The organism is Actinoplanes sp. NPDC051470, from assembly GCF_040682035.1.
Taxonomy (GTDB): Bacteria; Actinomycetota; Actinomycetes; order Mycobacteriales; family Micromonosporaceae; genus Actinoplanes.
In genome coordinates this window covers 217466-242747 of the sequence record NZ_JBFBAA010000013.1, presented here as the reverse complement: position 1 = coordinate 242747, position 25282 = coordinate 217466, and the positions used below count along the sequence as shown (strand labels likewise).

Genomic DNA, 25282 nt, shown 5'->3' with positions numbered 1-25282 from the left:
ACCAACGGCCACTACTACGTGAGGGGTTGATCGAACCGATGGCGCCGCCCACCGGCGCCATCGACGCTCCTCAAGACGATGAGCTCTCATGCCGCAGACAATGCGCGTTGCGGGACGGCTCGTGGTCAGGGTCGTCACCTAGGAGGGCTGGTCTGGTGACGGTCGACGCCATCCCACCACTGCATGAGGATCCGGGCGAGCGCGTCGCGGTGGGTCCAGATCATCGTGTGGCCGGCCTCGGCGATCGTAGCGGTCTGGGCTGCGTCTATGGCTTGCGCCAGCATCGTGGCGTGGTGCGTGGGTACGGCGAGGTCGCGCCCGCCGGACACGACGAGTGCGGGAACGTGTAGCTGGTGCAGCCAAGGCCTGCTGTCGAAGCGGGAAAGTTCGGCTGCTGCTCGGGCCATCTGCGTGGTGGCGTTTGTCGCGAGCATGTCTTGAAGCCATGCGACCTGATCGGGTGCCAGGGGCGGGCCTCCGCCGGTACCGGGGCGGGCCACTATCCGGGCGAACCGCCGCATGCCGAGCAGGCGGACCATGTGCGGTGCCAGCCACCCTTCGACCTGCTCGCGGCGTGTTGTGGTGTTGTAGGCGTACGTCGCCACCAGGGCCAGTGAGCGAACCAGGTGGCCGGCGTCGCGGGCGAGGTGCTGGGCGACCGTGCCGCCATGCGAATAGCCCATCACGTGGGCGTCATGGACTCCGCGAGCCTCGAGCGCCGCGCCGACGCGGGCGGACATCGCCTCGACCGTGTAGGGGCCTGGCACGGTCCCGCTGCCGCCGTGACCAGGCAGGTCGGGAATGACCAACCGGAATCGGCTCGTCAGCGGTTCGGACAACCAGCGGAACATTTCCCCGGTCGCCATCAGCCCGTGCAGCAGCACGACCACGGGCCCGTCGCCTCGCTCGGTGATGTGCAGACCCTCTGTGGTCATGCGAGCCTCCGCGAGATGGCAATCGCTGTCTGATCCGGACGGCTCCATGATCCCAGGGAAAATCGTGGGAGAGGAATGACCCGCATCCCCGGCCTCGGACGAAGGGGCTGGCTGCCGGCGTTCCGCCACGTGACCTTGTTCAAGACCGCGTACGCCTGCGGGCTGCGCCGCAACGAGACCCGGATTCGTGCCTGTTGGGCGTACGTCAGTGAACAGCGCGTGGCAAGCCCATCGGATTGGGGTAAGGCACGACTGCACCGGCGGCGTCGGCCAGCGGGTTCAGCAGGTCTGACAGTCGGATCTGATCGGCTGAGCTGAGCGTGGTCCAGGGTTGGGCGGCGAGCTGATCGGTGTGCCTTTCAACGGCTCGGTGTGCGGCCTGGGCCGTCGCGGTGGGTCGGCCGTCATGGTCGAGCCAGCCGCGCTGCGTCAAGGCCCGGGCCGCGGCGTCCCACTCGCTGTCGGTCCAGCCCCGGTTCGGTTGCAGTTGTTCCCTGTCGCCATGCAGCGCATTGCGTAGGACCAGCGCTTGACAGCCCGTGATCTCGGCGGCCACCAAAGCGGCGATGTGCCCGTCGCCGCGGTGTTCACGCAACACGGTGGCGGCGCGCCAAAGCCGGGCGAGTACGTCACTCGGCTGGGGGAGAGCCGCGTTGGCCGCGCCGAGCGCTCGGCCGTCGGTCACGGCTGCCCGAGCCGCGACCTCCAACAGCTCGGCGGCTTCCGCCCATCGCTGCGGCTCGGATGGCAGGACGTCCCGCAACGCGTCCACCGCACCATGGAGGCGGGCAGCCAGGGCTTGTTCCGGGGAGACACGCTGCCACACCTCGGGTAAGGCTCGAGCCACCATGGCGGGTGCGAAGGAGTAGAACAGGGCAGTCACCGGTGCGGCCGCCACTGCGCCCAGCGGAGCTGCTCGCCCGGCGAAGTATCCGCGCCAGAAGCCCCGCAGTCCGACGCCTTCGAAGGCGATCCGGGCCTGAGGTGCGAAGTAGGTGACCGCATGCAAGGGCTCATACAGTTGCCACAGGTGCCGAACCAACGACATATCGGCAATCTTTGCGCAGTTCCCGCTGCCGGCGAACACCCAATTTCTACAACGCGGCTCGCCATCTTCGGTCATCGGGTCCAGTACCAAGCCGGCACCTGCCGTGCACTGATCTGTCGCTGGTAGCGCACGCAAGGTCGCGCGGGTCGGTGCTGGTGGCGAGCTGCCGATGTGCCACGTATGGGCCGTCGACCACTGCCGAAGCGCCAGGCAGCGGTCGTGTCAATCAACGAACGCGGTCATGCGGATCGACACGAGAACGCCGGGCAGTTCGACGCCGAGCTTGGCGACGTAACGCGTCGGCGGCGTGCTGGGGAACCAGGTCGCGTACTCCTCGTTCATGCCGGCGAAGTCGGCCGGGTTGGTCAGGAGCACGCCGACCTCGACAATGTCCTCCCACGTCGCGCCCGCCGCCCGTAGAACGGTGTTGCAGTTGGCGAGCGCCTGTCGTGTCTGTTCCTGGATCGTCGGTCCGGCCAGGCCCCCCGTGCTCACGTCGACGCCGACCAGGCCTGAGACGTAGACCAGGCCGCCAACTTTCATCGCTTGGCAGTACAACGGTGAGCTGGGCGCATCGGCCGTGCTGATGATCTCTCGCATTCCGCCAAGTTAGCCCCCGCTCACGCCGACGGCGTTCGGCCAGACGGCTCGGATTTCGGTGGCGGCCGCCGGCCGGCGTTTACTGATCTGCCGCCTACAGTGCGCTTGGCAGATCCCGAAAACGGGGTACGTCGTGGTTGGCCTCCCGGCTGGGTCAAGGGCCGGAGGGCGCAGGCGTCTTCTGACTCAGTGCGCATCGCCAACCGCTGCCTGTCCGGACGTAGACCTCGGTGATCCATTCGTCCGCGGTGTACGGGTTGCCCTCCCAGGCGCCGACGCTGGCTTTGCGCGCTGTGACAGCGAGCGCACCAGGAGCAGAGGTCCACACTGGCGTCGCGTAGGGGAGACGCGCCGTTTAGCGTCCCACACAGATCGGCGTGATCGTCTCAGGCCGTAATGCCGTCCACGGATTGACTCACTCCTCCAGGGAGAGCGCCTGGCTGGGGCACACCCGTGCCGCTTCGCGGGCCTTCTCGACCAGTTCGCCCTCCGGCTTCTCGTTCAGCACGATGATTGTGCCGTCGTCCTCGCTCTGGTCGAACAGCGCGGGCTCAGTGAGCACACATTGTCCGGCACCGACGCACCTGTCGGTGTCCGCGATGATCCTCATGGGCCCTGTCCTCCCGAGGTGGGGATGTCACTTCGTCCTCTACCAGGTCACCGGGAGCTGGTAGAGGCCATAGATGTTCGCGTCGTCCTTGAACGGCAGCTCGTCGACATCCACCGCGAGCTCGAGCGTGGGGACACGGCGGAACAGCGTGTCGAACACGATCTGGAGCTCCATCCGAGCCAAGTTCTGGCCCAGACACTGGTGCGGCCCGAAACCGAACGCAACGTGGTGGCGCGCGCCGCGCTCGATGTCGAGCTCGTCCGGATTCTCGAACGCCCGCGGGTCCCGGTTGGCCGAATAACCCAGCGCCAGCACTCCTTCGCCGGCACGGATCAGCTGCCCGCCGACCTCCATGTCCTCGACGCACAGCCGAGCCGTCGCCACGTCGATGATCGTGAAGTACCGCAGCATCTCCTCGACCGCGTTGAGCGTTTTGGCCAGGTCGGCCTTGATCATCGCGAGCTGCTCCGGGTTGCGCAGGAACGCCACGGTCGACAGCGAGATCATGTTCGCTGTCGTCTCATGGCCGGCCACGAGCAGCAGAAAGCCCATGCCGACCAGCGACGTCCGCCGATAGGTGCCATCCGCGCGCAGCTTGACGATCTGCCGCCCGAGCAGGTCGTCCGGCGGGTTCTCCTCCTTCTCCGCGATGAGGTCGGCCATGTAGCCCTGGACGGCTTTTGTGGCCGCCCACCGCTCCTCGGGCGGCGTCGACTGCTTGATCACCTTCACCGTGTGCTCCTGGAAGAACTCATGGTCGGCGTACGGCACACCCAGCATCTCGCAGATCACCAGCGACGGAACCGGCAGCGACAACGAGTCCACCAGGTCACCGGGCCGCGGCCCGGCCAGCAGCGCGTCGATCTGCCCGTCGACGATCTCCTGGATCCGCGGCCGCAGCGCCTCCAATCGGCGCACCGTGAACTCGCCGAGCACGGCCTTGCGTGCCGGCCCGTGCTCGGGCGCATCCATCGCGATCAGCATGCGCTCCTCGTCCGGCCGCCGGGACGCCGCCTCGCCCTCGACCAGCGCGGGGAAGTCCGGATGCTGCCGGTCGGCGCTGAACCGCCGGTCGTTCAACACGGTTCGCACGTCTTCGTGGCGGCTGACCACCCAGGCCCACCCGCCGTCGGGCAGACGAACCCGCGAGACCGGCTCGTCTTCGCGGATCTCTTCGTATGCCGGCGGCGGCGCGAACGGGCACGTACGGGCCATGGGGAACTCGTGCTTCTCGGTGGTAGTCATGACTTTCCTTCCACGAGGTCACGGACTGGCGATAGAGGCTGGACAGCGAAAAGCCATGCGTGAATGGCAGTTGGCCGATCGGTGCGACCGGGTTGGCTCTGGGACGCGGCGGACCAAGGAGGGTTCTCGTCCTCCGGAAGAGATGCCATGTCTGCAGCGCCCCACGGAGCACGCCGTCCGCGCCGAAACCGCCACCGGCCTGGGGAAAGCCCCATGCGATCCGGTCGACGGGGAGGTCGCCGATCGCGGCCAGCGGCTCGGTCCAGACGTTGCCGAAGACCAGCACCGTGGCTTGGCCGACACGCGGGGACAGGAAGGCCGTCGCCTCCGCGAGGCGGTGGTGCGGCACGCTGAGCACGATCAGGTCGAAATCGTGGTCCGGCTTGAGCGCCTCGCGGTAGCGCACCGGCCACTTCTCGACGACGTGCTGCCCCCACACCCGGCGCCGCGTATCGATCAGGTCGAGGTCCACCGCGTCTCCGTACGTCGCCGCGCGGCCCGGCCGGACGTAGAACTCGACGTCATGTCCCGCGTGGTGCAGGGCCCAGCCGTAGACGGTGGCGATCACGCCTCGGCCGAACATCAGGATCTTCACGCGGCACCTCGTGGGGTACGATCGATGTGGAGGACATCTCCACTTTCGGGTAGAATATGGAGGCCATCTCCATTTGTCAACGCGAGGTAACGCATGACCGTCGACAAGCCGCTCCGGGCCGACGCCCAGCGCAAGCGTGACGCCCTGCTCGCCACGGCCCGGGAGGTCTTCGACGCCGGTGGCTTCTTCGACCTGCGCTTTGATGATTTCGCCCGTCTGGCCGGGGTGGGCACGGGCACGCTGTATCGCCACTTCCCCACCCGGGAGGCACTGGCCGAGGCGGTCTACCACGGCGAGATCGCCGCGATGTGCGACCGTGTCCGCCAGTTGCGGGCCGCGCTGCCGGCGGCGGAGGCTTTGGCGACCTTCCTACGCGGCATGGTCGACCACATAGACGCCCACGAGGGTCTGGCCCGGACGCTGTCCACGCTCATGGCCACCCGCTCGGGTGCCCTCACCGAGGGCAGCCGGGCGCTGGAGCAGGCTGTCACCGACCTGGTGGCCGCCGCCGTGCGGGACGGCACCGTTCGCGACGACGTGAATGCCGGTGCCGTGATGATGGCGCTGCACGGCATCGGTGCGGCCCATGACCGCCCTGGTTGGCGGGCCGAGGCCGACGATGTCATCACCCTCGTGCTGGACGGGCTGCGCCGCCCGCTATGACAAGGTGCGACACGAGGTCGCAGCGCGCCGCCAGGCGCCATCACTTCCCGGGTGGGACGAAAGGATCCGCCGGCTGGCGGCGAGTTTCAGCCGCCCGACGAGGCCGCATCCGGCCTGACATCCTGGGCCGGTGCCTCGATCTCGGAAACAGGATGTCATCGACTACGTCGCCCGCCGGGTTCTTGAACTCCGCGACGGTTGTCCCCGAGTGGCGATCGACGGTCCCGATGGATCGGGGAAGACTACCTTCGCAGCGGAACTCGCCGCTGCCGTCCGCCTACTCGGCCGTCCCATCGTCCGCGTGTCGCTCGACGACTTCCACAACGTCCGTGCGGTGCGATACCGCCAAGGCCGCGAGTCCCCGCAAGGCTTCTGGCAGGACTCCTTCAACTACCAGCGGTTCCGCACCGACGTGCTGGAACCGTTCGCGCCGGGCGGCTCGCGATGCTATCGGCAGGCCGCCCACGATCTGGCCACAGACGCGGTTCTCGACCCGCCACGGCGTACTGCTGTTCCCGGGACGGTCCTGATTGTCGACGGGCTCTTCCTGCATCGCGACGAGATCGGCGACGTGTGGGATCTGTCGGTGTTCCTGGACGTCCCGTTCGACGTCACGGCCAGAAGAATGGCGTATCGCGACGGTACGAACCCCGATCCAGCGCATCCCAGCATGCGGCGATACGTCGAAGCCCAGCGGATCTACTTCGCCGCTGACTCGCCACAGCAAAGGGCCGATATCTTGATCGGGAATCAACATTTCGACGAACCTCGGATCGTCCGTGGGTGACGAAATGATTTGCCGCTGAGCGCGCGCGCACCAGTCAGTCGATGGCTGACGGGCACGAACGAGAGCAGGTGCGGTGCCCACCCGTGCCGAGATGGCGTGGCGGTGGGCCCAGATCAGCCGCCGGCATTCCTTCGCGGCGCGATGAAGACGGCCCAGGCGACAATACCCAGACTCGCACCCAGACCCGAACCTAGCGCGACACCGATACCGACGTTGTCAGAAAAAACCCCGACGACGACGCCGACGAGAGAGCCAAATGCGATCCAGATCCCGAGATTCGCCCAGATCCCGAGACCTGCGGCGGGCGGGGGCGTGTTGTTGCTTGTCATTGCATCTCTCCCAAGGACGCGGGCGGACAGGGCGGATGATGGCGTTCGCGGTGTCCGAGGCAGCCGAGTGCCCGCCGCGCCTATGCCGTGGCACGGCGGATGAGCCTGTACCCGCCGACCGCGAACGCGGCGGCCACCAGGACCGGCCAGCCGGCGAGCAGCGCCGCAGGGGGCTGGTCGAGCAACCAGCGGCCGATCGCGTGCCATTGGCGGGTCCACGTGATCAGCGCGGCGGCCAGCCCGAGCGCGGTGAAGGCCAGGGTGACGCTGGCGAGGACGCCGGTGGTGCCCCAGCGCAGGTGCACTGTGCCGAGCAGGATCCCGAGGTGGGTCACGACCAGCATGGGTACCGCGTACCCGAGCAGGAGCAGCACCGGGTTGGCGTCGTCCATGAACGGCAGGCTGAAGTAGCGCATCCCCACCCCCCAGTAGCCGGTGGCCTGTTCCACGGCGCGCAGCAGGCTGAGCACCAGCGCGTAGGCCACCGACTGGACGACCGCGAGCAGCGACCAGGCCAGGTAGAACTCCCGGCGGGTCACGCTCATGCCCAGCGCGTACGGGAAGATCTGGGTGACCGAGACGGTGGCCATCCCGATCGCGACGCCGTACACGCTGACCAGGCCGCCGGTGGTCGTCACGCCGTCGCCCGGGTCGTGGTTCGCCATGACGCTCAACAGGTGGATGCCGAACCCGACGGCCGTCATGCTCCACGTCCAGCCCAGGATCTGCGGCCAGGCCGGCATCTGGAGGCGGACCACCTGACGGATGCGGTTCATCGGGCGGCCTCCCGGTCCGCCGGCGCCGTTGTCGTCGGCGGTGCGGTCAGGCGGACCACGAGTTGCTGCAACGACAGCGGTTCCAGCTCGACGTTCAGTTCCTGCGCGAGCGCCTTCGCGTGCGGTCCGAGGCCATCGAGGATGGTCGACCGGACCAGGCCGCTCAACCGCTCGCGGTGCAACTCGGTGCGTCCGGCCGCGAACCCGTCCACGGCCTCCGCCCGTCCGGTTGCCGCCACCGCCCGTCCGCGCAGGTCGTCGGTGTCCTCGTCGAGCAGCAGCCGGCCGCGGTCGATGAGCAGCACCCGCTCGATCAGATCGCTCACCTCGTCGATGAGGTGGGTGGAGAGCACCACGGTGCGGGGATGTTCGGCGTAGTCGGCGAGCAGGCGGTCGTAGAAAAGTTGCCGGGCGGCCGGGTCGAGCCCGAGGTACGGCTCGTCGAAGAACGTCAGGGGCGCCCGCGCGGCCAGCCCGACGGTCACGCCGAGGGCCGACAGCATGCCCCGCGAGAGCCTGCGGACCAGCCGCCCGGCCGGTAGCTGGAAGTCCGCGGCGAGGCCGTGCGCGAACGTGTCGTCCCAGTTCGCAAACAGCCGGCGTGCGGTGCGAAAGACGTGGCGCACGGTGTAGACGTGGGGGTAGCGCTGGCTCTCCCGGACGAAACAGACCTTCGACAGGACGGCCGGGTTCTCCACCGGTGGCGCGTCGAAGACCGACACCTTCCCCGACGACGCGAACGCCTGACCGGTGAGGATCTGCATCAGAGTGGTCTTGCCCGCCCCGTTGCGCCCGAGCAGGCCGTAGATCGTGTGCTCGGCCAGCGCGAAGCTCACGTCGTCGAGCGCCGTGACGTCACCAAAGCGCTTGGTCACCCCGTGTGCGGTTACCACCGTCGTCATCCCAGGTCCCTCCCGACAGCCGCACCGAATGAATCGATCATCTTCATCAGCTCGTCGTGGCCGATGCCGAGCTTGCGCGCCTCGGCGAGCAGGGGTTCCACGTACTGTTCGGTGAACCGTTCCCGTCGCCGCTCGCGCAGCCTGGCCCGGGCCCCACCGGCGACGAACATGCCGATGCCGCGTCGCTTGTAGAGCGTTCCCTCCGACACCAGCTGGTTGACGCCCTTGGCCGCGGTGGCCGGGTTGATCCGGTGAAAGGCGGCAAGCTCGTTGGTGGACGGGACCTGGGCCTCCTCCACCAGCGACCCGTCGATGATCGAGTTCTCGATCAGCTCGGCGATCTGAAGGAAGATCGGTCGGTCGTCGTCCATCGTCGGCTTAGCCGCCCAACTGGTTAGCTACATGGGTAACTAACCATGCAACCGCGCGTCGCGCCTGTCAAGCCGTCCGGGTATCCCGCAACCTCAGCCGGCGGCGGCGCCGGGACCCGATTCCCGCTGCCGCCGGCCCGGCCAGGCTCGCGCAACCGCGCGGCCTATTTCGGGAAGGTTGCCTCGACGTGCCATCCGCCGTACGAGGTCGGTCCTACGAGCAACCGACCGGCCTGCTCGTGGACCCGTTCGCGCAGGCCGGTCAGTCCGCGGCCGGTACCGGACATGGCCGGCCGCTCCTGGGTCGACCGGTCGTTCTCCACGCTCACGGTCAGGTCTCGGCCGGTGCCGTTGACACGCACTCGGACGGCCGCGCCCGGAGCGTGGCGCATCGCGTTGGTCAGGCTTTCCTGGACGACGCGGAAGGCGATGTGGGCGATCGGTGCGGCCACGCCGTCACGATCGCCCTCGAACCGGCACGAGACGTCCAGACCGCTGCGCGCCGCCCGTGTCACGACCTCCTCGATGAGCGACAGGTCGGGTCCGCCGATCTCCGTTCCGCCGAGCAGTTCGATGAGCCGCTGCAGGTCTTCGCTGCCTTGGCGGGCCGATTCCGCGATGGCGGCGAAGGTCTGCTTGGCCCGGGCCGGGTCGTTGTCGACCAGCCGTTGCCCGGCCGCGGCCTGGATGATCATGACGCTGATGGCGTGCCCGACGATGTCGTGCAGCTCGGCGGCGATCCGGGCCCGCTCGTGGCGCAGGGCCAGGTCGGCGAACAGTTCCCTCTCCTCTTCCAGCTCCCGGCCGCGTTGAGCGAGTTCGTCCGCCGCCTCTCGGCGCAGCCGGAAGACTGTGCCGGCGAGGAAGCCCGGCACGCTGAACATCACCACGGCCACTGGGCTGGTAGCGAGAACCAGCCAGAAAACAACCAGGTACGCCGCCAGGCAGGCGCCGGTCACCCAGGCCGCCCGGCCGCGCCAGCCCAGGGCCGTGACCGCGGCGAGGAGGGCCATGATCACGAGCGCGAGGTCGGGGAACCAGCCGTAGTCACCAAGGCACGCTGCCGCCAGCCAGAGCCCCCCGCCCCCGACCGCGACCACGCGCGGGTGGCTCCGCCACCAGAGCAGTGCCAGGCCACTGGCCACGGCAGCGGCGACGAAGACATTGCCGAGAACGGTGGCAGGCCAGCCGTGGATCGCCGTCGGCAACGCGACGGTGGCGAGGACCAGAAGGACGATCCCCGCCTGCTCGAGTCGGCGCAAGCCCACCACCACGGATCACCCGACCACGGGAAGCTGGGCCACGGCCCGGGCGTACCCCCGGGCGACCTTCACGTCGACCGAGCCGCCGAGCAGCTTGGCGCGCTCCTTGGCCCGGGCGATCGCCGCCTTCAGGTCCCCGCCCCGCCCCACCAGACCGTTGACGCGGATCTCGAGCGCGTCGTCCTCGAATCGCACGGCGACCTCGATCGGCGCGTCGGCCCGGTCGGCGAGCACGGTGACCAGGTATTCGACGATGCGAAAGGCCGACAGTTCCACGGTGGCCGGCAGCGACCGGGAGTCGCCCGTCACGGTCAGCCGCGAGCGCGCCGACCGGTGCCGCGCAAGCAGCGCGTCGAGGTGGGCGACCGTCGGGGCCGGCGCCAGGTCGACTTCGCCGCCGCGGAGCAGCCCCACGATCTCGCGCATGTCGTCCAGCGTCTGCCGGCTGCCGGACTCGATGGCCTCCAACAGCGTTCTCGCCTGTGCCGGAGCGAGGCCGTCCGCGGACTCGGCCGCCGTGGTCAGCTGCGCGAGCCGTTCCTGAAGGAGCCCGTCGAGCTGCTGGGAGAGCCTCGCCCGGTCGTCCGCGACCGCCAGCGCGGCGCGCTCGTCGCGCAGCTGCCGCAGCTCGTCGTCCCGGATCTTGAGCTGGTGGTTCAGGGCGCTGCGGTGCCGGGCCGCCCGGCCGATCCCGAAGACGACCAGGACGATCGGCAGGGCCAGCGCCAGCACGTCCGGACCGGTTGTCGCATCGACCACCACCACGGCCACGGTCAACACGGCGCACAGCCCAACGACGAGCCAGGCTTTCGTACGCGGGTAGGCCAGTGCCCCGAGGAACGCCAGCACGAAGATCAGCGGCAGGCCGGCGCCGCAGCGGGTCACCCAACCGAACAGCAGGTCGTGAACCACCATGAGACCGACGGCGACAGCGGTGACGGCGAGGACGCTGCGCCGCCACCAGAGCACCGGAATCGTGGCGCCCACGAAAACCGGAATCATCCACAGCGAATGGGAATCGAACGGGTGGACCATCGAGCCGTCGGCGATACTCCGTGTGACCTCGGCGTCGGTGGTGGTGACGTCGAAGTACATGAGCAACGCGCCCAGCGCGGTGAGGGCTCCCGCGAGGAACCAGTCGCCGATCCTCACCCCGCGGAAGATCTCACTCATCGCCGCGCTCCTTCCCACCCGTGGACCCGCTCAGGCGGCTGCGCGCTCGTGGACCGGCGCGTCGGCGGTGAGCTGCTGCTTCCTGGTGACCCGATTCTGGACCAGAAGACCGATGCCGTAGAAGAGCGCGGCACCCGGGAGTGCGATGACGAGCCCGTCGCCCATCGGGCCGATCGAGGAGTCGTGGATGAGCACGACCACCTGAAGAACGACAATTCCGGCGACGCCGATCAGCTGGTTCCTCATGTTCCCGGCGTAACGGGCCACGGCGTACGCGAGTGCGAACGAGAGTGGGAGCGCCACACCGCAGCGGGTCAGCCAGTCGAAGGCGAGCAGGTGGACGGCCGAGGCGGCGATGGTGCAGCCGATGACCGCGAGGATGTGGCGGCGGCGCCACAGGACCGGCAGCGTCACCAGCAGGAAGACCGGCAGGATCACCCACGAATGCGTGGAGACCGGGTGGGCCAGGTCCGCGTCGTCCGGCGAGGCGATGTTCTCCCACATCAGCAACGCACCGAGCACAGTCATCAGGCCGGCCAGCACGTAGTCGAGGGGCCGGACACCCTTGAGAACTCCGTTCATCGTTCTTTCCTTTCGCCGCGGATCGCTGAGATGCCCTGACGGTAGGGTTCGGCCCGCGTAGCCTTCGTCCAGCTCAGGGAGGATGTTCCGACCCGCCATCGTCCTTAGGGATGACCCGGCGGCGACGGCGGGACCGGCAGACTGTCAGTTGTGTCCCATAAGATCCGGGTACTCGTCGCCGACGACCAGACCCTCGTCCGCACCGGTTTCCGGGTGATCCTGGAGGCCGAGGGCGACATCGAGGTCGTTGCCGAGGCCGACACCGGCACCGAGGCGATCCGCCAGGCCCAATTGACCGAGCCCGATGTGATCCTGATGGACATCCGCATGCCCGAACTCGACGGCCTGTCGGCCACCGAGGAGATCCTGCGGCACCCCAACCCGCCGACGATCGTCGTCCTCACGACCTTCGACCAGAACGAGTACGTCTACCGCGCGTTGCGCGCCGGCGCGGCCGGTTTCCTCCTGAAAGACGCACCATCGACCCGCCTGATCGCCGCCGTTCGCGCCGCGGCCACCGGCGACTCTCTCATCGAGCCGTCGATCACCCAGCGGCTGGTCGAACGCTTCGTCGAGCCCGCCCAGTCGGCCGGACCACCGCCGGCACTGGCGCCCTTGACCGGGCGTGAACTCGACGTCCTACGGCTTATCGCACGTGGTCTCTCCAACGCCGAGATCGCGGCCGAGCTGGTGGTGGCCGAGACAACGGTGAAAACCCACGTCGCGCGCATCCTCACCAAGCTCGGCCTGCGGGACCGCGTGCAAGCGGTAGTCGTCGCCTACGAGACCGGCTTCGTCAACCGCAGCCCAGGCCACTGACCAAAACGTAGCCGGCGGCAGAGCCCATGAGCGAGCCGATGTGCCGCCGGCATCCTCACATGCCGCTGACAAAGCGTGGTGCCCGCGGCCCGGGCGGACACACGCAGGCCGCCCGGCGGGCCGTCGACGCGTCGTTTCACCACCCCGTCGCGGCTTGAACCGGAACGTCCCGCACGCGGCCGCGCGGCGTCTCGCTGAGACGCCGTGTGTTCGTCATGCCGGTCCCGGGGCGGTCTCGAGCAGAGCAGGCAGCACTTGGGCGGGGGTCATGGGCAGGTTCCGGAGCCGGATTCCCGCGGCGTTGTGAACGGCGTTCGCCACTGCGGCGGCGACGCCGGTGATGCCGATTTCGCCGACACCGTGCCCGCCCATCGGTGCCATGGGGTCGGGATGGCCGAGCCAGTCGACGTCGATGTGGGGGACGTCGGCGTGTACGGGGACGTGGTAGTGCGCCAACGACGGGTTCATGATGCGTCCGGTCCGGCTGTCGACGGCGACCTCCTCGGTGAGAGCCTGGCCCAGACCCATGATGATGCCGCCGCGGAACTGGCTGGCGGCGGTGGTCGGGTTCAGCACCCGTCCGGTGTCGAAGACCCCGAGCCAACGGTCGACTCGGATCTCGCCGGTGACGTCACTGACCCGGACTTGGCAGAACTGGGCCCCGAAGGACTGCATCGAGTACTTCATCATTTCCAGTGGGAGCGACTCGGTTCCTTCGGCGGTCACTTCGTCACGGCCGGCGCCGCCAAGCAGCGTCGAGTAGGGGAGGCCGGAGCCGCCGTCGCGGCGATACAGTCCGCCGTCGCGCAGCTCGACGTCGCGGGGCCGGGCGCCGGTCAGGGCGCCGCCGCGGGGAGCGAGCTTGAGGAGGATCTCGACGAGTTGTTTGGCGGCGGCCGTGACGGAGGCGATGATCGCGGCTGTTTGCGCGGACCCGCCGGCGGGGATGCCGGCCGGCAGTGAGCTGTCACCGTATTCGAAGGTGACCGCCTCGACGGGCAGGCCGAGCCGGTCGGCCGCGTGCTGGGCCTGGACGGTGGCGGTGCCCATTCCCATCTCGTGCGCGGCGGTCCGGATGATTGCCCGCCCGTCGGCGCATACCGTGATGGTGGCTTTGCCGTTCGGCATGCGGATGTAGGGATAGTTGGCGCCGGCCACGCCGTGCCCCACCCACCATTCCCCGCGTCGTGTCGAGCGTGGTACGGGGTTGCGCTGATCCCAGCCGAACGTGTCGGCGCCGCGGGCGAATGTCTCGAGCAGGTGCCGGGCGGAGAACGGCCGGCCGGTGGCTGGGTTGCGGTCCGGTTCGATGCGGGTACGGAACACGATCGGATCGACGCCCAGCCGCTCCGCCATCTCGTCGATCGCGCATTCCAGGGCGAACGAGCCGATCGAGTCGCCCGGCGCGCGCATCGACGCGTTCGCGGGCATCTGGAGTTCCAGCACGTGCTGGTCGACCAGGAAGGAGTCGGAGGCGTACAGGTTGCGTGCGGGGAACGTGAACTGTTCGGCGAACCCGTTGTCCTGCGCCCCGATCGCCGTGGTGCCCTCGTGGCTCAGCGCCGCCAACCCGCCGGAGGCGTTGGCGGCCAGCGTGACGCGCTGCGACGACGGTGTCCGGCCGCCGGTGACCCGGAAGACCTCTTCGCGGGTGAGCGTCGCGCGGACCGGCCGGCCGAGCAGCTTGGCGGCACCGGCGCAGAGCAACTGGTGGCTCCAGACCATCTTGCTGCCGAAGGCGCCGCCGACGAACTTCGCGATCACCCGGACGTTCTCGACGGGTACGGCGAACACGTCGGCCAACGTCATCTGCGTGTGCGTGATGGCCTGCGTGGCGTCCCACACCGTGAGGTGCTCGGCGTCGTCCCAGCGGGCCACCGTGATGTGCGGTTCGATCGCGGCGTTGTAGTGCATCGCGGTCCGGTAGCCGTGATCGACGATGTGATCGGACGACTGCCGCGCTCGGTCCACGTCGCCTTTGGCGATCCGCGTCCGCTCGCCCTGTACGTTCGCGGCGCGCCGGGCACGGCCCTGCTCGGTGGTGAAATCGACGATCGGCGTGGGTCCGCTCGTGTCGTAGTGGACCCGGATCAGGTCGGCGGCGTGGCGGGCCTGCTCGGCGGTCTCGGCCACAACGACCGCGACCGGCTCGCCGTTCCATCGGATCTGGTCGTCCTGCATGACCGGCGCGCGGGTGAACGAGGCGCCCTTGAGGGTGATCAGCAGCCGCGGCGCCTTCATCGGCGGCGCGTTGTGATGGGTCATGACCAGCAGGACGCCCGGGGCGGCCTCCGCCTCGGCCACCTCGATCTCGGCGATCCGGCCGGCCGGCCTCGTCGCACAGACCAATGCGGCGTGGGTGAGGCCGGGCACGACGACGTCCTGCGTGAAAGGCGCGCGGCCGCTGACTTTGAGCGGACCGTCGCGGCGGGCCATCGCCTTTCCCTGCACCAGGTCGGTCCGGCTCAGCAGCGGGTCGGGGCGGCGGTCCGGCAGCAGCCGCGCGGCCATCTCGAACGCTCTCTGCATCAGAGTCACGGCGCCTCCTGCGGTTCTTCGGCGAGCTGGGTGAGTGCCGCCACGACCGACCGGGTGGCCAGCGGAATTTTGTAGGCGTTGTCGCGCAAGGGAACCGCGTTCCTCAGCGCTGTCCGCGCGGCCTCTTCGAACAACTCCGGGCTGACCGGTTGCCCGTCGAGCACCCGTTCGGCCTCACGCGCCCGCCACGGCTTCGCGGCGACGCCGCCGAGGGCCAGTCGCGAGCGCCGGACGACGCCGCGGTCGACGTCGAGTACAGCGGCCACCGACACCAGCGCGAACGCATAGCTGGCCCGCTCACGGACCTTGCGGTACACGCAACGGCGCCCCCACGGTGCCGGGGGCACGGAAACCGCCGTGATCAGCTCGTACGGTTCGAGGTTGGTCTCCCGTGCGGGCTCGTCACCGGGTAGCCGGTGCAGGTCGGTCAGGTCGACGACTCGTGGACCGCCGGGTCCGTGCAGATGGACGCGGGCGTCCAGGGCGGCCAGGGCCACGCACAGGTCGGACGGATGGGTGGCGACGCAGTGCGGGGAGTGGCCGAGTACTGCGTGATTGTGGGTACCCCCGTCCAGGGCGTCACAGCCGGCGCCCGGCTCACGCCGGTTGCACCGGGACGCGGTGTCATAGAAGTAGAGGCACCGTGGGCGTTGCAGGACGTTGCCACCCACCGTGGCCATGTTGCGGATCTGCCCGGTGGCCCCGTTGAGGATGGCGCGGGAGATCAACGGAAAGTCGGCGCGTACGCGAGGGTGCTCGGCGACCGCGGTGTTGGTGGCCCCGGCTCCGAGGACCAGGGTGCCGTCCGGCTCGACCTCGATCTGCCGCGTCAACGACCGTACGTCCACCAGCACTTCGGGCGTCTCCACGCCCTGGCGCATCAGATCGACGAGGTTCGTTCCGCCGGCCAGGTACCGGGCACCCGCGCCGGCGGCGAGTTCGACCGCGGCGGCCACGTCGTCTGGTCGCAGGTAGGTGAACGGCCTCACGATCGGACCCGGTCCGGCGCGGTGAAATGCTCGATGATGGCCTCGACGATCCCGTTGTAGGCACCGCAGCGGCACACGTTCCCGCTCATCCGCTCCCGCACTTCCGGCCGTGACCACTGTGGGTCTGCGGCCACCTCGTCGGCGGCCTTGCTGGGCAACCCGCGCTCCAGTTCGGCGGCCATACCGATCGCTGAGCAGATCTGCCCGGGCGTGCAATAGCCGCACTGGAACCCGTCGTGCGCGATGAACGCCTCCTGCAACGGGTGCAACCGGTCCGGTTCGCCGATCCCTTCGATGGTGGTCACCTGCGAACCGTCGACCATCACGGCGAGCGTCAGGCAGGACAGGATGCGGTTCCCGTCGACCAGCACCGTGCAGGCGCCACAGCCGCCCTGACCGCAGCCGAACTTGGCCCCGGTCAGCCCGCGATCCTCCCGGAGGAAGTCGAGCAGCGAGCGCCGCGGATCATCGACCGCAGCCTCGACCGCCTCCCCGTTCACGACGACCCGGATCTGATGGCCGCCGTTGCCCTTCATGCCCTGGCCGGTGTGCACATGGGTCGTACCTGTCATCGCGGCCCCCTCGGCTCGATGCCCGGCGTCCCCGACGCCGTCTCCCAAGACCGGCCGATCGGCCGACAGGTCTGGAAACTCGATCACGGGGATCGTGGCACGGTCGTATCGGCCGGGCATCGCACATCGGCGCAACTACTCCACGTTGCCCTTCGCCCACCAAAGGCGTCGAAGATGCTCAAGTGAACCGCGGGGCAGGCCATCGTGGTGGTGTGCTGTCCCAGACTGGGACAGCGCGTGGTCGAGCGTGATCCTCAGCGGCCGTCCTGGGCCTCGGCCAGACCCGTGTGGATCACCCACGCCGCGACGTCGACTCTGCTGTTGAGATCCAATCGTGTACGGATGCTCGTCAGATGGTGTGCCACCGTGCGCTTGCCCATGCCGACCTCGACAGCGATCTGGGCGTTGGTGAGACCGCGCGCGACCGCGAGCGCGACCTGGAGCTGGCTCGGCGTCAGAAGGTCGGCGGGGCCGGTGTCGGTCGGAAGCACGCCGCTGATCGCATGTTCCTTCAGTTGCTTGACGGTCATGGCGTGTCCCATGGCGACGGCTGCGTTGGCTTTCACCGGGCCGACGGCCCTCCGGGCTGCGCGCGTGGCGGCTGCCAGCTGGTCATCGCCGAACACATCGCTGCGGAAGCCCACCACCTCCGCCCCGGCCGACAGGCGGAGAGCACGCTCGTTCTCGCCACGCCGGGCAGCGAGGATCGCCGCGCACTTGAGCGCGCCCCCGACCGCGTTGTGATGCTCGAACTCGGAGGTGAGAATCGCGGTGACGTACCCGGCGGCCGTCGCATCCTCGCCCCGCACGATGTCGATGATCGCCGCCGTGTGCAGCAGAGTCGTGCCCCACTCGTTGGCGAACCGGGCCGCCGGCGGAAGCGCCTGGTCGGCCCGCGCCTCGTACATCGCGATGGCCTCCGAGATGACCTCGTGGGCGGCGCCGGTGTCGCCGCCGGCAACCAGCAGCCAGGCCTGGATGTTCAGAGCACGCCCGAGTGATCCGATCCGGCCCTTGGCGCGCAGCAGAGCGATCAACTCGGCGCCGACCTCTGCTCCACCGGCCGGGTCGTTGATCAGCCCTCGTGTGATCATGACGCCGCTGAGCGCCGTGGCCAGCACGTCGAGGTCGTCGAGCGTCCGCGCCAACCGGACCGCGTCGTGCGCGTGGCCGGCGGCCGTCGCGTGATCGCCGACCCGTGCCGTGTTCATCGCGAGCATCCAATGCGCCCGCGCCCGGTCCGCGGTCGACGCTTGCGGGCCATCGAGCAGTCCGAGGAGGAGCCGTTTCGTCTCGGTCATCTCCTGCTGGGTGGAGAGCAGGTGAGCGAGCAGGAGGGCGAGCTTGGGGTGGCGCTCCGGGGCCAGCACCGCCGCGACGTCGGCGGCGTATCGGATGTTGTCCCGCTCGGCGGCGATCCGGTTGATCAGGATGGTCAGCTCGTCGCCCCACGGGTGCCCGGCGAGCTGTCCCTCGTAAGCGATCAGCCAGTCGATCAGCCGCGTCTGGGTGGGCGCGAGCTCACCGGCCCGGGTGAGAGCCTCCAGACCGTACGCCCGCAGCGACTCCAGAATCCGGAAACGGCCCGCCGTCTGCGCGTCGACGACCAGCATCGACTTGCGCGTGAGGTCGGCGAGCCGCGCCCACTGCTGAGGCCGGTCGAGTTCCAGATCGCGGGTGACGGCGGCGGCGGTGTGCTGGTCGAAGCCGCCGGGCAGCACGCAGAGGCGCGCGAACACCGCCTTCGCCGTCTCGTCGAGCAGGTGGTAGCTCCATGCGATCGCTTCGCGGAGGCTGTGGTGGCGGCCGGCCGCTCCGCGGGGGGTGTCGACCAGTACGTCGAGCGGCTCCGCCAGCCGGCGCAGCAGTTGGTCCGGTGTCAGCAGGTCGCTCTGGCGGGCGGCCAGCTCAATCGCCAGCGGTAGCCCGTCGAGGCGGTCGCAGATGTCGGCGACGTCCTCGGCCGAGGCGTCGAGGTCGAAGTCGGGCCGGACGGCGCGCGCCCGGTCCGCGAACAGCCGGACCGCGTCGGCCATTCGCGCGGCCCGGCCCGCTCCGCCGGCCGGCGGGAACGGCGCCAGCGGCAGGATCGCCTCGCCCGGGGCTCGCAGCGGCTCGCGGCTTGTCGTAAGGATCCGCAGCTCCGGTGCGGCCTCGCGAAGGTCCATGGTGATGCTCGCCATGCCGGCCGACAAGTGCTCGCAGTTGTCCAGGATCAGCAGCACTGCGCCGCCCCTGGTCGCCTCCGCGACGACCTGGCGGGCGTCCTTACCCGCGCCGGTGAGTGCCGCCGCCGTGCTCACCGCCGGACCGATCAGCCATTCCCGCGACACGGATGCCAGCCGCACCCACCACACACCCCCGGGGTATCCGGCTCGGACGCGGTGAGCGATCTCCCCGGCCAGCCGGGTCTTCCCCACGCCCGCCGGCCCGACCAGGCTTACCAGCCGGTGCTGCCGCAGCAGCTCGGGCAGCGCGGCCAGCTCGCGACCGCGGCCGACGAAGCGGTCGAACACCGCAGGCACGTCACCCGGCTGCGGCCCGGCCTCACTCGGCCGAATCCCGACGCTGTCATAGGACGTCGTAATCGAGGTGCCCTTGCTGTACTGACGATGCAGGGAGGAAGCCGGGACGTCCAGCGCGTCCGCCAGCTCCCGCCAGCTCAAACCCCGAGCCCGCCCCATCGCGACGACGGACCGGAGTCCCCAGGCGGTCACTCGCTGAGCCTCGGCCAGCGCCGCGGCCAGGTCGACCGGCTCGGACGCACGCCCCGCTGCGGCCGCCACGGCCATCAGCTGCCGCAGATACGTCTCCACATCTCGGGCGGATCCGCCATCATCCTGCGGCGTCATCACACCTCACGTCGACGGTCGGGAAGCGGCGCTCAAGGGCGGCCGCGAACTGCTCGACCTCGATCGCGGAACGGCTCGGATCGCACCTTCCCGGAGGCGAACGCTCACGACGATGCTCTCCTTGTCCGCGTCAAGAGTGATCCCTTTGCCGGCCCGACGGGTGTGGCGTTGATTGATCACTCAATCATGGGAGTCGAGCGTTGTCCAGTAGGCGTTTACGAGACGCTGCGATGCGCCTCGGCTCTCGGGTCGGCGATCCTGTCCTGCCTTCGCGGAGACCGCGCAGGCGACCGGCGATCAGCCGCGGGTATCGCTGTTGCTGGGCGGCGCTCGTCACGCGCGGTTCTGCATGCCGAGCATCGACCGCAGCGCCGCATATCCGACCCGTTGGTATTCCTCGGCCTGAGCGGGGAAGGCGAGCATCGAATCCATGATCGAGTTGGCGAGACCGGCGACGAGAGGACCGATGAAGTGGATGGACTGCCCGGCCAGTGGCCCATGCCGGCTCGCTTCGAGGAAGACGGCCACTCCTGAGCCCAGGTCGTCGGCAACGCGATCGCGGGTCGGCAGAGAAGGGATGTCGCTGTTGTAGATCGAGAGCAGGGCGCGTCGTCTCACCGCGTTCTCGGTTCCCCACCGCATCCACCGGTCCCAGATCGCGCTCATGGCGTCATCGACGGACAGGTCTGCGTCGAGATCTTCCAGGACCGCTTCCCGTAGCTCGTGCTTGAGTGCGACGAACAGGGCCTCGAGCATTCCGTCCTTGGTGCCGAAATGGTGGAACACCGACCCTTGGGCGGCGCCGGCGCGCTTGGCGATGACCGCTGTACTCGCAGTGACTCCTTGCTCAGAGACAACCTCGATGGCAGCTTCCAGCAGTCGTCTGCGCATGGCGCCCAGGTCGCGGTGTGAGGAAGCGTTTGACATTCGACTCCAATGGCCATTGATTGGTCAATCAAATTCTGATAATAAACGACTAGGGTACGCTGTGATCGACTCTGGTGCGCAGCCGCTCGCGGACCCCACCAGCCCTTCCGGCCCTTGTCCGGCAGCCGGGAGTCGACCGGCGGTTCGTGGCGATCGTCGATCGAGTGCATCTCCAGGGTCAGGAACGGTCGCCGGGCCCGCGCCGCCCCGAGACTGACGCTCTCGACGGCATCGCACATAGCGCTCCACGGTGGAATATCCGTTGCCGGCAGCGCCATGAATTCTCCCTGCCATGGCTGTGCGGACCGCGAGCGGGCAATGCATCGACGAATGCGAGTGCCGCGGCGGCCGGATCAACGGTCAAGAGCGAACAGCGCCACTGCGGCGATGACTCCGACGGCCGTGCACAGTAGTCCGCTGATCAGCCATCGGCCGTTGGGTCGCACTCCGCTGATCACGGCGGCCGTCAGTCCGGCGGCGGCGGTGGTGAGGACCAGGGCCGCCACGGCCAGATCACCCAGCCACTCACCGACGCTCAGGTCGCCGTTACGTACGCCTTCGCTACCGAACACGACGAACGACAGGGCGTACAGCACAGCGACCGAGAGCCAGCCGACGTGGACCACAGCGACAACCCAGGAGGCCACCCTCAACAGGAAACGGTTCGGATGGGCGGAGGTGCTCGATGCGCTGACCATGCGAGGGAACGTAACCACGCCCGGCAAACTCGGTTGCACGGCACCCTTCTGGCCCGCCGCGAAAGCCGGCGGTGTACCAATGTGGAACGCAGATTCCTCGACGTACCCGGTCGGGGCCCTGCACGGCTGGGTAATCCTGACTCGTGGTCAAGATGCCTATAGCGCTTGGTAGTCGCGCGTCTTGTCGATGTGTACAGCAAGATGTCTCGCCAAGATCGTCGTGATGTGTCTCCGGCGGTTGCCCACTTCCTGAGAGCAATGTGCGAGGGAGATCAACTGTGGGCTGCGGACAGTCCGCCGACCTCGGCCGGGAGGCAGCCATTTTCACGATCCTGTTTGCACCACAGCCTCTGAGGTGAAGCCGGTGTCCTGCCGGCCCTGCTCGACGTAGTTGAGAGGAAACATTCCGTTATGTTTCGCAGTGCAGCTCTGGCGTCTGCTGTCGCGCTGGTGGCGGTGACCGCGGCCCCGGCCGGGGCCGCTCCCGGTGGACCGGACCCGGCCCATCCCGGAGCGGCCGGGGTGGGCGACCCGTACTACCCGCTCGATGGCAATGGCGGCTACGACGTGCGGCATTACGGTTTGGACCTGCGATATACGCCGGCCAGCGATGTGCTGGCCGGCACGGCGACGATCCTGGCCCGGGCGACGGAGCATCTGTCCGCGTTCAACCTCGACCTGCGTGGACTGACGGTGCGGTCGGTGACCGTGGACGGCCGGGCGGCGGCTTGGAGTCGTAGCGGCGGCGAGCTGACCGTCACCCCGCGCCGGGGTCTGCCGGCCGGGCGCGCCTTCACCACCAGGGTCGTTTACGACGGTGTCCCGGAGACGTTCGAGGAGGCGGACGGGGCTGTTTCCGGTGCGTTCGCCACCGCGGACGGGGTGATCATCGCGGGGCAGCCGCACTCCGCGGCGCTGTGGTATCCCGTCAACGACCACCCGGTCGAGAAGGCGGCGTACACCTTCCGGGTCACCGTGCCGCAGGGGGTGACCGCCGTCGCGAACGGGGAACTGCTCGATCAGGCCACCCGCGCGGGCTGGACCACCTGGCGCTGGGACGCCCGCGAGCCGATGGCCTCGTACCTGTCGACGCTGGCGGTGGGCAACTTCGACCTGAAGTCGTACCGCGCCGGGGGAGTCCACTACTGGGACGCGATCGACCCGTCATTGTCCCGGCGGGAAGAGCCCCGTTCCGGGCAGCAGATGGCGATCAGCCAGTCCGGCAACTCGGCGTACAAGCGGCTTGTGAGGACGATCGAGGTGCCGGCCGGCGGGGCCGCGGCCGACTTCTGGGTGGACCGCAGTACCGAGAAGGACCTCGACTTCTTCTTCGTCGAGGCGCACACCGTGGGAGCCGATGACTGGACAACCCTGCCGGACACCAACGGTCACACTGCCGAGGACGTCGGCTTCGCCTGCCAATTCCGGGATCTGCGGGCCGCGCATCCCTTCCTCAACCACTATCTGACACCGTCCGGGGACACCTGTACGCCCTCGGGAACGTCCGGCATGTGGTCGGCCGCCTCCGGCCGCAGCAACGGCTACGAACACTGGGCGGTCGATCTGGCCCGGTTCGCCGGCAAGAAGGTGGAACTCGCGCTGACCTATGCCGCCGACCGCCGCGGCGCCCTGCGCGGTGTCGTGGTCGACGACATCACGGTGAGCACCGGAGCCGGGAGCACGTCGTTCGAGGCGGACGGCGACCCGATGGACGGCTGGATGGCGACGGACGCGCCCGCGGGTAGCCCGGCCAATCCGAACACGTGGATCGCCGGTACGGTCGGCGACCTGCCGGCCACCGAGGGCGCGAACGTGGCCGCGGCTTTCGCCCGCCAGCCTGAGATCATCCGGTTCCTGTCCGGTGTGTTCGGTCCGTACCCGTTCTCCACCGGCGGTGGCATCGTCGACAACCAGGATCTGAACTTCGCTCTGGAGACGCAGACCCGGCCGGTGTACCCGCCGATCATCTTCACCAGCCCGGAGCCGGAGTTCGGTCCGCAGGGCACCAGCATCGTGGCGCACGAGCTGGCCCACCAGTGGACCGGCAACAGTCTGGCGTTGCAGCGCTGGCGCGACATCTGGCTCAACGAAGGTTTCGCCGACTACGCCATGTGGCTGTGGAGCGAGCACGAGGGGCGAGCCACCGCCCAGCAGACCTTCGACGGGCTCTACGACGGCATCCCGGCGGACTCCGACTTCTGGACAGTTGTCGTCGGTGACCCCGGCCCGGACAACCTGTTCGCCGGCCCGATCTACGACCGCGGCGCGATGACGCTGCACGCCCTGCGGCGCACCGTCGGCGACAAGGCGTTCTTCCGCATCCTGCGCACCTGGGCAACCTCCCGGGCCGGCGGCAACGTCGACACCGAGCAGTTCATCGAGCTCGCCGAGAAGACCTCCGGCCGGCAGCTCGACGACTTCTTCACGGCATGGCTGTACACCGCGGCCAAACCACCCGCGCCGCCCGCCGCCACCGCGGCCAGGCCGCAGCCCGCGGCGGCCTCGACGCATCACCCCTACCGCGACGGCCTGGATAGCGCGGGGCTACTCCAGCCGCCACGCCGCCACCAGTGACGAAGGGATCGGAAACGACAATGTCAACGGTCCTGATCACCGGTGCTAATCGCGGTATCGGATACGAGACAGCCAGGGCGCTGATCGCCGGGGGCGACAACGTCTGGCTCGGGTGCCGCGACGAGGAAGGCGGCAAGCGTGCCGCAGCCGAGCTTGGCGGAACTTTTGTGCGGCTCGACGTCACCGACGACGCCTCCGTCGCAGCCGCCGCGGCCACGGTCGGACAGCTCGACGTCCTCGTCAACAACGCGGGGGTGCTCGAAGCGCCGACCCCGATCGGGCAGCTCACCGCCGCACTCGTGCAAGGAGTCTTCGACACCAACGTCCTGGGGACCATACGAGTCAGCACGGCCTTCCTGCCGGCGCTGTCCACGTCGACGCAACCCAGGATCGTCAACGTGACCAGCAGCATCGGCTCGCTGACCAAGTCGGCCGATCCGGCGGACGAGTTCAACGCCTACCCGGCGGACGTGTATCGCGCTTCCAAGGCCGCCCTCAACATGTTCACCGTTCAGTACGCCAAGGCCTACCCCGCCATCCGGATCAACTGCGTTGATCCCGGCCTGACCCGCACGGACATGATGGGCCGAGCGGTCGGCCAGCCGATCCCGGCCGCGGCAGCGGTGATCGCGCGCGTGGCCGGCCTCGGGCGGGAAGGTCCCAGCGGTCAGTTCATCGGCCCCGACGGAAACGTCGCCTGGTGACCGGGCCTCAGAGCGCGTTGGCCTGACGAGCCAGGGCGGGCGGCGCCGCACGGCGCCTCGGAAGCTGCGGGATTTCGTCACCCGGCCCATGAACTGAGCTAATGGCAGGGACAGGAAGCATGGCAGCGGAAAAGCTGGATTTCGAGACTCAGGTCTTCGTGAAGGAACACATCAGCCGCTTTCCCCGAGATATCGGCGTGTGCCCAAAATCCGAGTGGTCAACGGCCGCACCCGCGACGATCACGGCACGAGTTCATCCGGACGGTCCGCGGTGAAACGTTCGCTCGTCATGGGGGCGATCATCGTAGGAGTAGGGGTCGTACTCCTGGGCGCGGCCGTGAACATGGTTTGGCAAGGTCAGGGGTATCCCGATTATGCCGAGGCGACCGGCACGGTGACAGAAGGAACGACACAGTCGCTTTCCGCAAGATTCCGCACCTATCATGTCTCTTTCCGTACACCGGACAACGAACTCTACGAATTCACTGAACGCATCCGGGGAGCCCCCGCAGTTCACGCAGGCGCCGAGGTCGTCGTCAAGTACGACCCGGACGAGCCGACTCGCGCCACGATTCCTCATGAACCTCTGTGGACTGCGATCTTGATGTGTGCAGGTATAGGTGTGTTCATGCTTTGCGTAGGATTTTTGGCGATCATTCACACGGGTCGGCGTATACGCAACGGCGCTCGATAGTCTCGAACGACGTTCTCCTAGCCGATAAGGCGCCCCA

At 68.7% G+C, this 25282-nt stretch carries 25 protein-coding genes and 1 pseudogene; 7 read left to right on the top strand and 19 right to left on the bottom strand.

The genetic code is table 11. The features are described 5' to 3' along the window. Positions 1-134: 134 nt before the first annotated feature. From AB0M54_RS23985 to AB0M54_RS23960, 6 genes and pseudogenes are all read right to left on the bottom strand, one after another. A complete protein-coding gene (locus AB0M54_RS23985) occupies positions 135-935 on the bottom strand; it encodes an alpha/beta hydrolase (RefSeq protein WP_364473771.1) in 801 nt (266 codons plus the stop codon). Positions 936-1140: 205 nt separating this feature from the next. Beyond that, positions 1141-1983, bottom strand: coding sequence for a hypothetical protein (locus AB0M54_RS23980; RefSeq protein WP_364330122.1), 843 nt, complete (start codon positions 1981-1983; stop codon positions 1141-1143). 222 nt (positions 1984-2205) lie between these two features. After that, the gene (locus AB0M54_RS23975) at positions 2206-2583 is read right to left on the bottom strand and encodes a Rid family hydrolase (RefSeq protein WP_364332646.1); all 378 of its coding nucleotides are present in this window, start codon (positions 2581-2583) and stop codon (positions 2206-2208) included. 415 nt (positions 2584-2998) lie between these two features. Beyond that, positions 2999-3193: a ferredoxin gene (locus AB0M54_RS23970; protein ID WP_364332643.1), complete on the bottom strand. Its 195-nt coding sequence runs from the start codon at positions 3191-3193 to the stop codon at positions 2999-3001. Between the two features lie 39 nt (positions 3194-3232). Continuing rightward, complete coding sequence (locus AB0M54_RS23965; RefSeq protein ID WP_364473769.1) at positions 3233-4438, bottom strand: cytochrome P450; 1206 nt, start codon at positions 4436-4438, stop codon at positions 3233-3235. Positions 4439-4712: 274 nt separating this feature from the next. Beyond that, positions 4713-5021: pseudogene (locus tag AB0M54_RS23960) on the bottom strand (2-dehydropantoate 2-reductase N-terminal domain-containing protein); the annotation flags it as partial. A gap of 105 nt (positions 5022-5126) precedes the next feature. On the opposite strand from AB0M54_RS23960, the gene AB0M54_RS23955 reads away from it, so the two are divergent. Beyond that, on the top strand, positions 5127-5696 hold the full coding sequence (locus tag AB0M54_RS23955; RefSeq protein WP_364332637.1) for a TetR/AcrR family transcriptional regulator: 570 nt from the start codon (positions 5127-5129) through the stop codon (positions 5694-5696). Between the two features lie 208 nt (positions 5697-5904). Beyond that, positions 5905-6483, top strand: a complete 579-nt coding sequence (locus tag AB0M54_RS23950) for a uridine kinase (protein WP_364473767.1) — start codon at positions 5905-5907, stop codon at positions 6481-6483. Positions 6484-6596: 113 nt separating this feature from the next. On the opposite strand, the gene AB0M54_RS23945 is transcribed toward AB0M54_RS23950, so the two are convergent. From AB0M54_RS23945 to AB0M54_RS23915, 7 genes are all read right to left on the bottom strand, one after another. After that, positions 6597-6812 (bottom strand): hypothetical protein, encoded by a 216-nt coding sequence (locus AB0M54_RS23945; protein WP_364473765.1) that lies wholly within the window; start codon positions 6810-6812, stop codon positions 6597-6599. A gap of 80 nt (positions 6813-6892) precedes the next feature. After that, positions 6893-7588 (bottom strand): ABC transporter permease, encoded by a 696-nt coding sequence (locus tag AB0M54_RS23940; protein WP_364473763.1) that lies wholly within the window; start codon positions 7586-7588, stop codon positions 6893-6895. After that, complete coding sequence (locus AB0M54_RS23935) at positions 7585-8490, bottom strand: ABC transporter ATP-binding protein (RefSeq protein WP_364332625.1); 906 nt, start codon at positions 8488-8490, stop codon at positions 7585-7587. Before AB0M54_RS23935 ends, AB0M54_RS23940 begins: the two co-directional genes overlap by 4 nt. After that, a complete protein-coding gene (locus tag AB0M54_RS23930) occupies positions 8487-8861 on the bottom strand; it encodes a GntR family transcriptional regulator (protein WP_364332622.1) in 375 nt (124 codons plus the stop codon). The genes AB0M54_RS23935 and AB0M54_RS23930 overlap by 4 nt, the downstream gene beginning before the upstream one ends. A gap of 164 nt (positions 8862-9025) precedes the next feature. Continuing rightward, entirely contained in the window at positions 9026-10123 is a 1098-nt protein-coding gene (locus AB0M54_RS23925; RefSeq protein WP_364473762.1) for a histidine kinase, read from the bottom strand. A 15-nt stretch (positions 10124-10138) separates the two neighbouring features. Further along, positions 10139-11296, bottom strand: a complete 1158-nt coding sequence (locus tag AB0M54_RS23920) for a hypothetical protein (RefSeq protein WP_364332616.1) — start codon at positions 11294-11296, stop codon at positions 10139-10141. Between the two features lie 30 nt (positions 11297-11326). Beyond that, positions 11327-11878: a hypothetical protein gene (locus AB0M54_RS23915; RefSeq protein ID WP_364332613.1), complete on the bottom strand. Its 552-nt coding sequence runs from the start codon at positions 11876-11878 to the stop codon at positions 11327-11329. A gap of 150 nt (positions 11879-12028) precedes the next feature. On the opposite strand from AB0M54_RS23915, the gene AB0M54_RS23910 reads away from it, so the two are divergent. Continuing rightward, complete coding sequence (locus AB0M54_RS23910) at positions 12029-12697, top strand: response regulator transcription factor (protein WP_364473760.1); 669 nt, start codon at positions 12029-12031, stop codon at positions 12695-12697. Positions 12698-12910: 213 nt separating this feature from the next. On the opposite strand, the gene AB0M54_RS23905 is transcribed toward AB0M54_RS23910, so the two are convergent. The 6 genes from AB0M54_RS23905 to AB0M54_RS23880 form a co-directional block, all read right to left on the bottom strand. Further along, a complete protein-coding gene (locus AB0M54_RS23905) occupies positions 12911-15226 on the bottom strand; it encodes a xanthine dehydrogenase family protein molybdopterin-binding subunit (protein ID WP_364473780.1) in 2316 nt (771 codons plus the stop codon). 5 nt (positions 15227-15231) lie between these two features. Continuing rightward, complete coding sequence (locus AB0M54_RS23900) at positions 15232-16224, bottom strand: xanthine dehydrogenase family protein subunit M (RefSeq protein WP_364473758.1); 993 nt, start codon at positions 16222-16224, stop codon at positions 15232-15234. Then, positions 16221-16796, bottom strand: a complete 576-nt coding sequence (locus AB0M54_RS23895; RefSeq protein ID WP_364473756.1) for a 2Fe-2S iron-sulfur cluster-binding protein — start codon at positions 16794-16796, stop codon at positions 16221-16223. Before AB0M54_RS23895 ends, AB0M54_RS23900 begins: the two co-directional genes overlap by 4 nt. 254 nt (positions 16797-17050) lie before the next feature. Then, positions 17051-19612 (bottom strand): LuxR C-terminal-related transcriptional regulator, encoded by a 2562-nt coding sequence (locus tag AB0M54_RS23890; RefSeq protein WP_364473754.1) that lies wholly within the window; start codon positions 19610-19612, stop codon positions 17051-17053. 369 nt (positions 19613-19981) lie between these two features. Further along, the gene (locus tag AB0M54_RS23885; protein WP_364332601.1) at positions 19982-20539 is read right to left on the bottom strand and encodes a TetR/AcrR family transcriptional regulator; all 558 of its coding nucleotides are present in this window, start codon (positions 20537-20539) and stop codon (positions 19982-19984) included. 389 nt (positions 20540-20928) lie between these two features. Beyond that, positions 20929-21222, bottom strand: coding sequence for a hypothetical protein (locus tag AB0M54_RS23880; protein WP_364332598.1), 294 nt, complete (start codon positions 21220-21222; stop codon positions 20929-20931). 462 nt (positions 21223-21684) lie between these two features. Between AB0M54_RS23880 and AB0M54_RS23875 the strand changes: the two genes are divergently transcribed. The 4 genes from AB0M54_RS23875 to AB0M54_RS23860 all read left to right on the top strand — a co-directional run bounded on the left by AB0M54_RS23875 (position 21685) and on the right by AB0M54_RS23860 (position 25245). Beyond that, a complete protein-coding gene (locus tag AB0M54_RS23875) occupies positions 21685-23847 on the top strand; it encodes a M1 family metallopeptidase (protein WP_364473752.1) in 2163 nt (720 codons plus the stop codon). A 20-nt stretch (positions 23848-23867) separates the two neighbouring features. Continuing rightward, complete coding sequence (locus AB0M54_RS23870; protein ID WP_364473750.1) at positions 23868-24551, top strand: SDR family NAD(P)-dependent oxidoreductase; 684 nt, start codon at positions 23868-23870, stop codon at positions 24549-24551. Positions 24552-24670: 119 nt separating this feature from the next. Beyond that, on the top strand, positions 24671-24826 hold the full coding sequence (locus AB0M54_RS23865; RefSeq protein ID WP_364332589.1) for a hypothetical protein: 156 nt from the start codon (positions 24671-24673) through the stop codon (positions 24824-24826). Positions 24827-24840: 14 nt separating this feature from the next. Beyond that, positions 24841-25245 (top strand): DUF3592 domain-containing protein, encoded by a 405-nt coding sequence (locus AB0M54_RS23860; RefSeq protein ID WP_364473748.1) that lies wholly within the window; start codon positions 24841-24843, stop codon positions 25243-25245. The last annotated feature ends 37 nt before the right edge of the window (positions 25246-25282 follow it).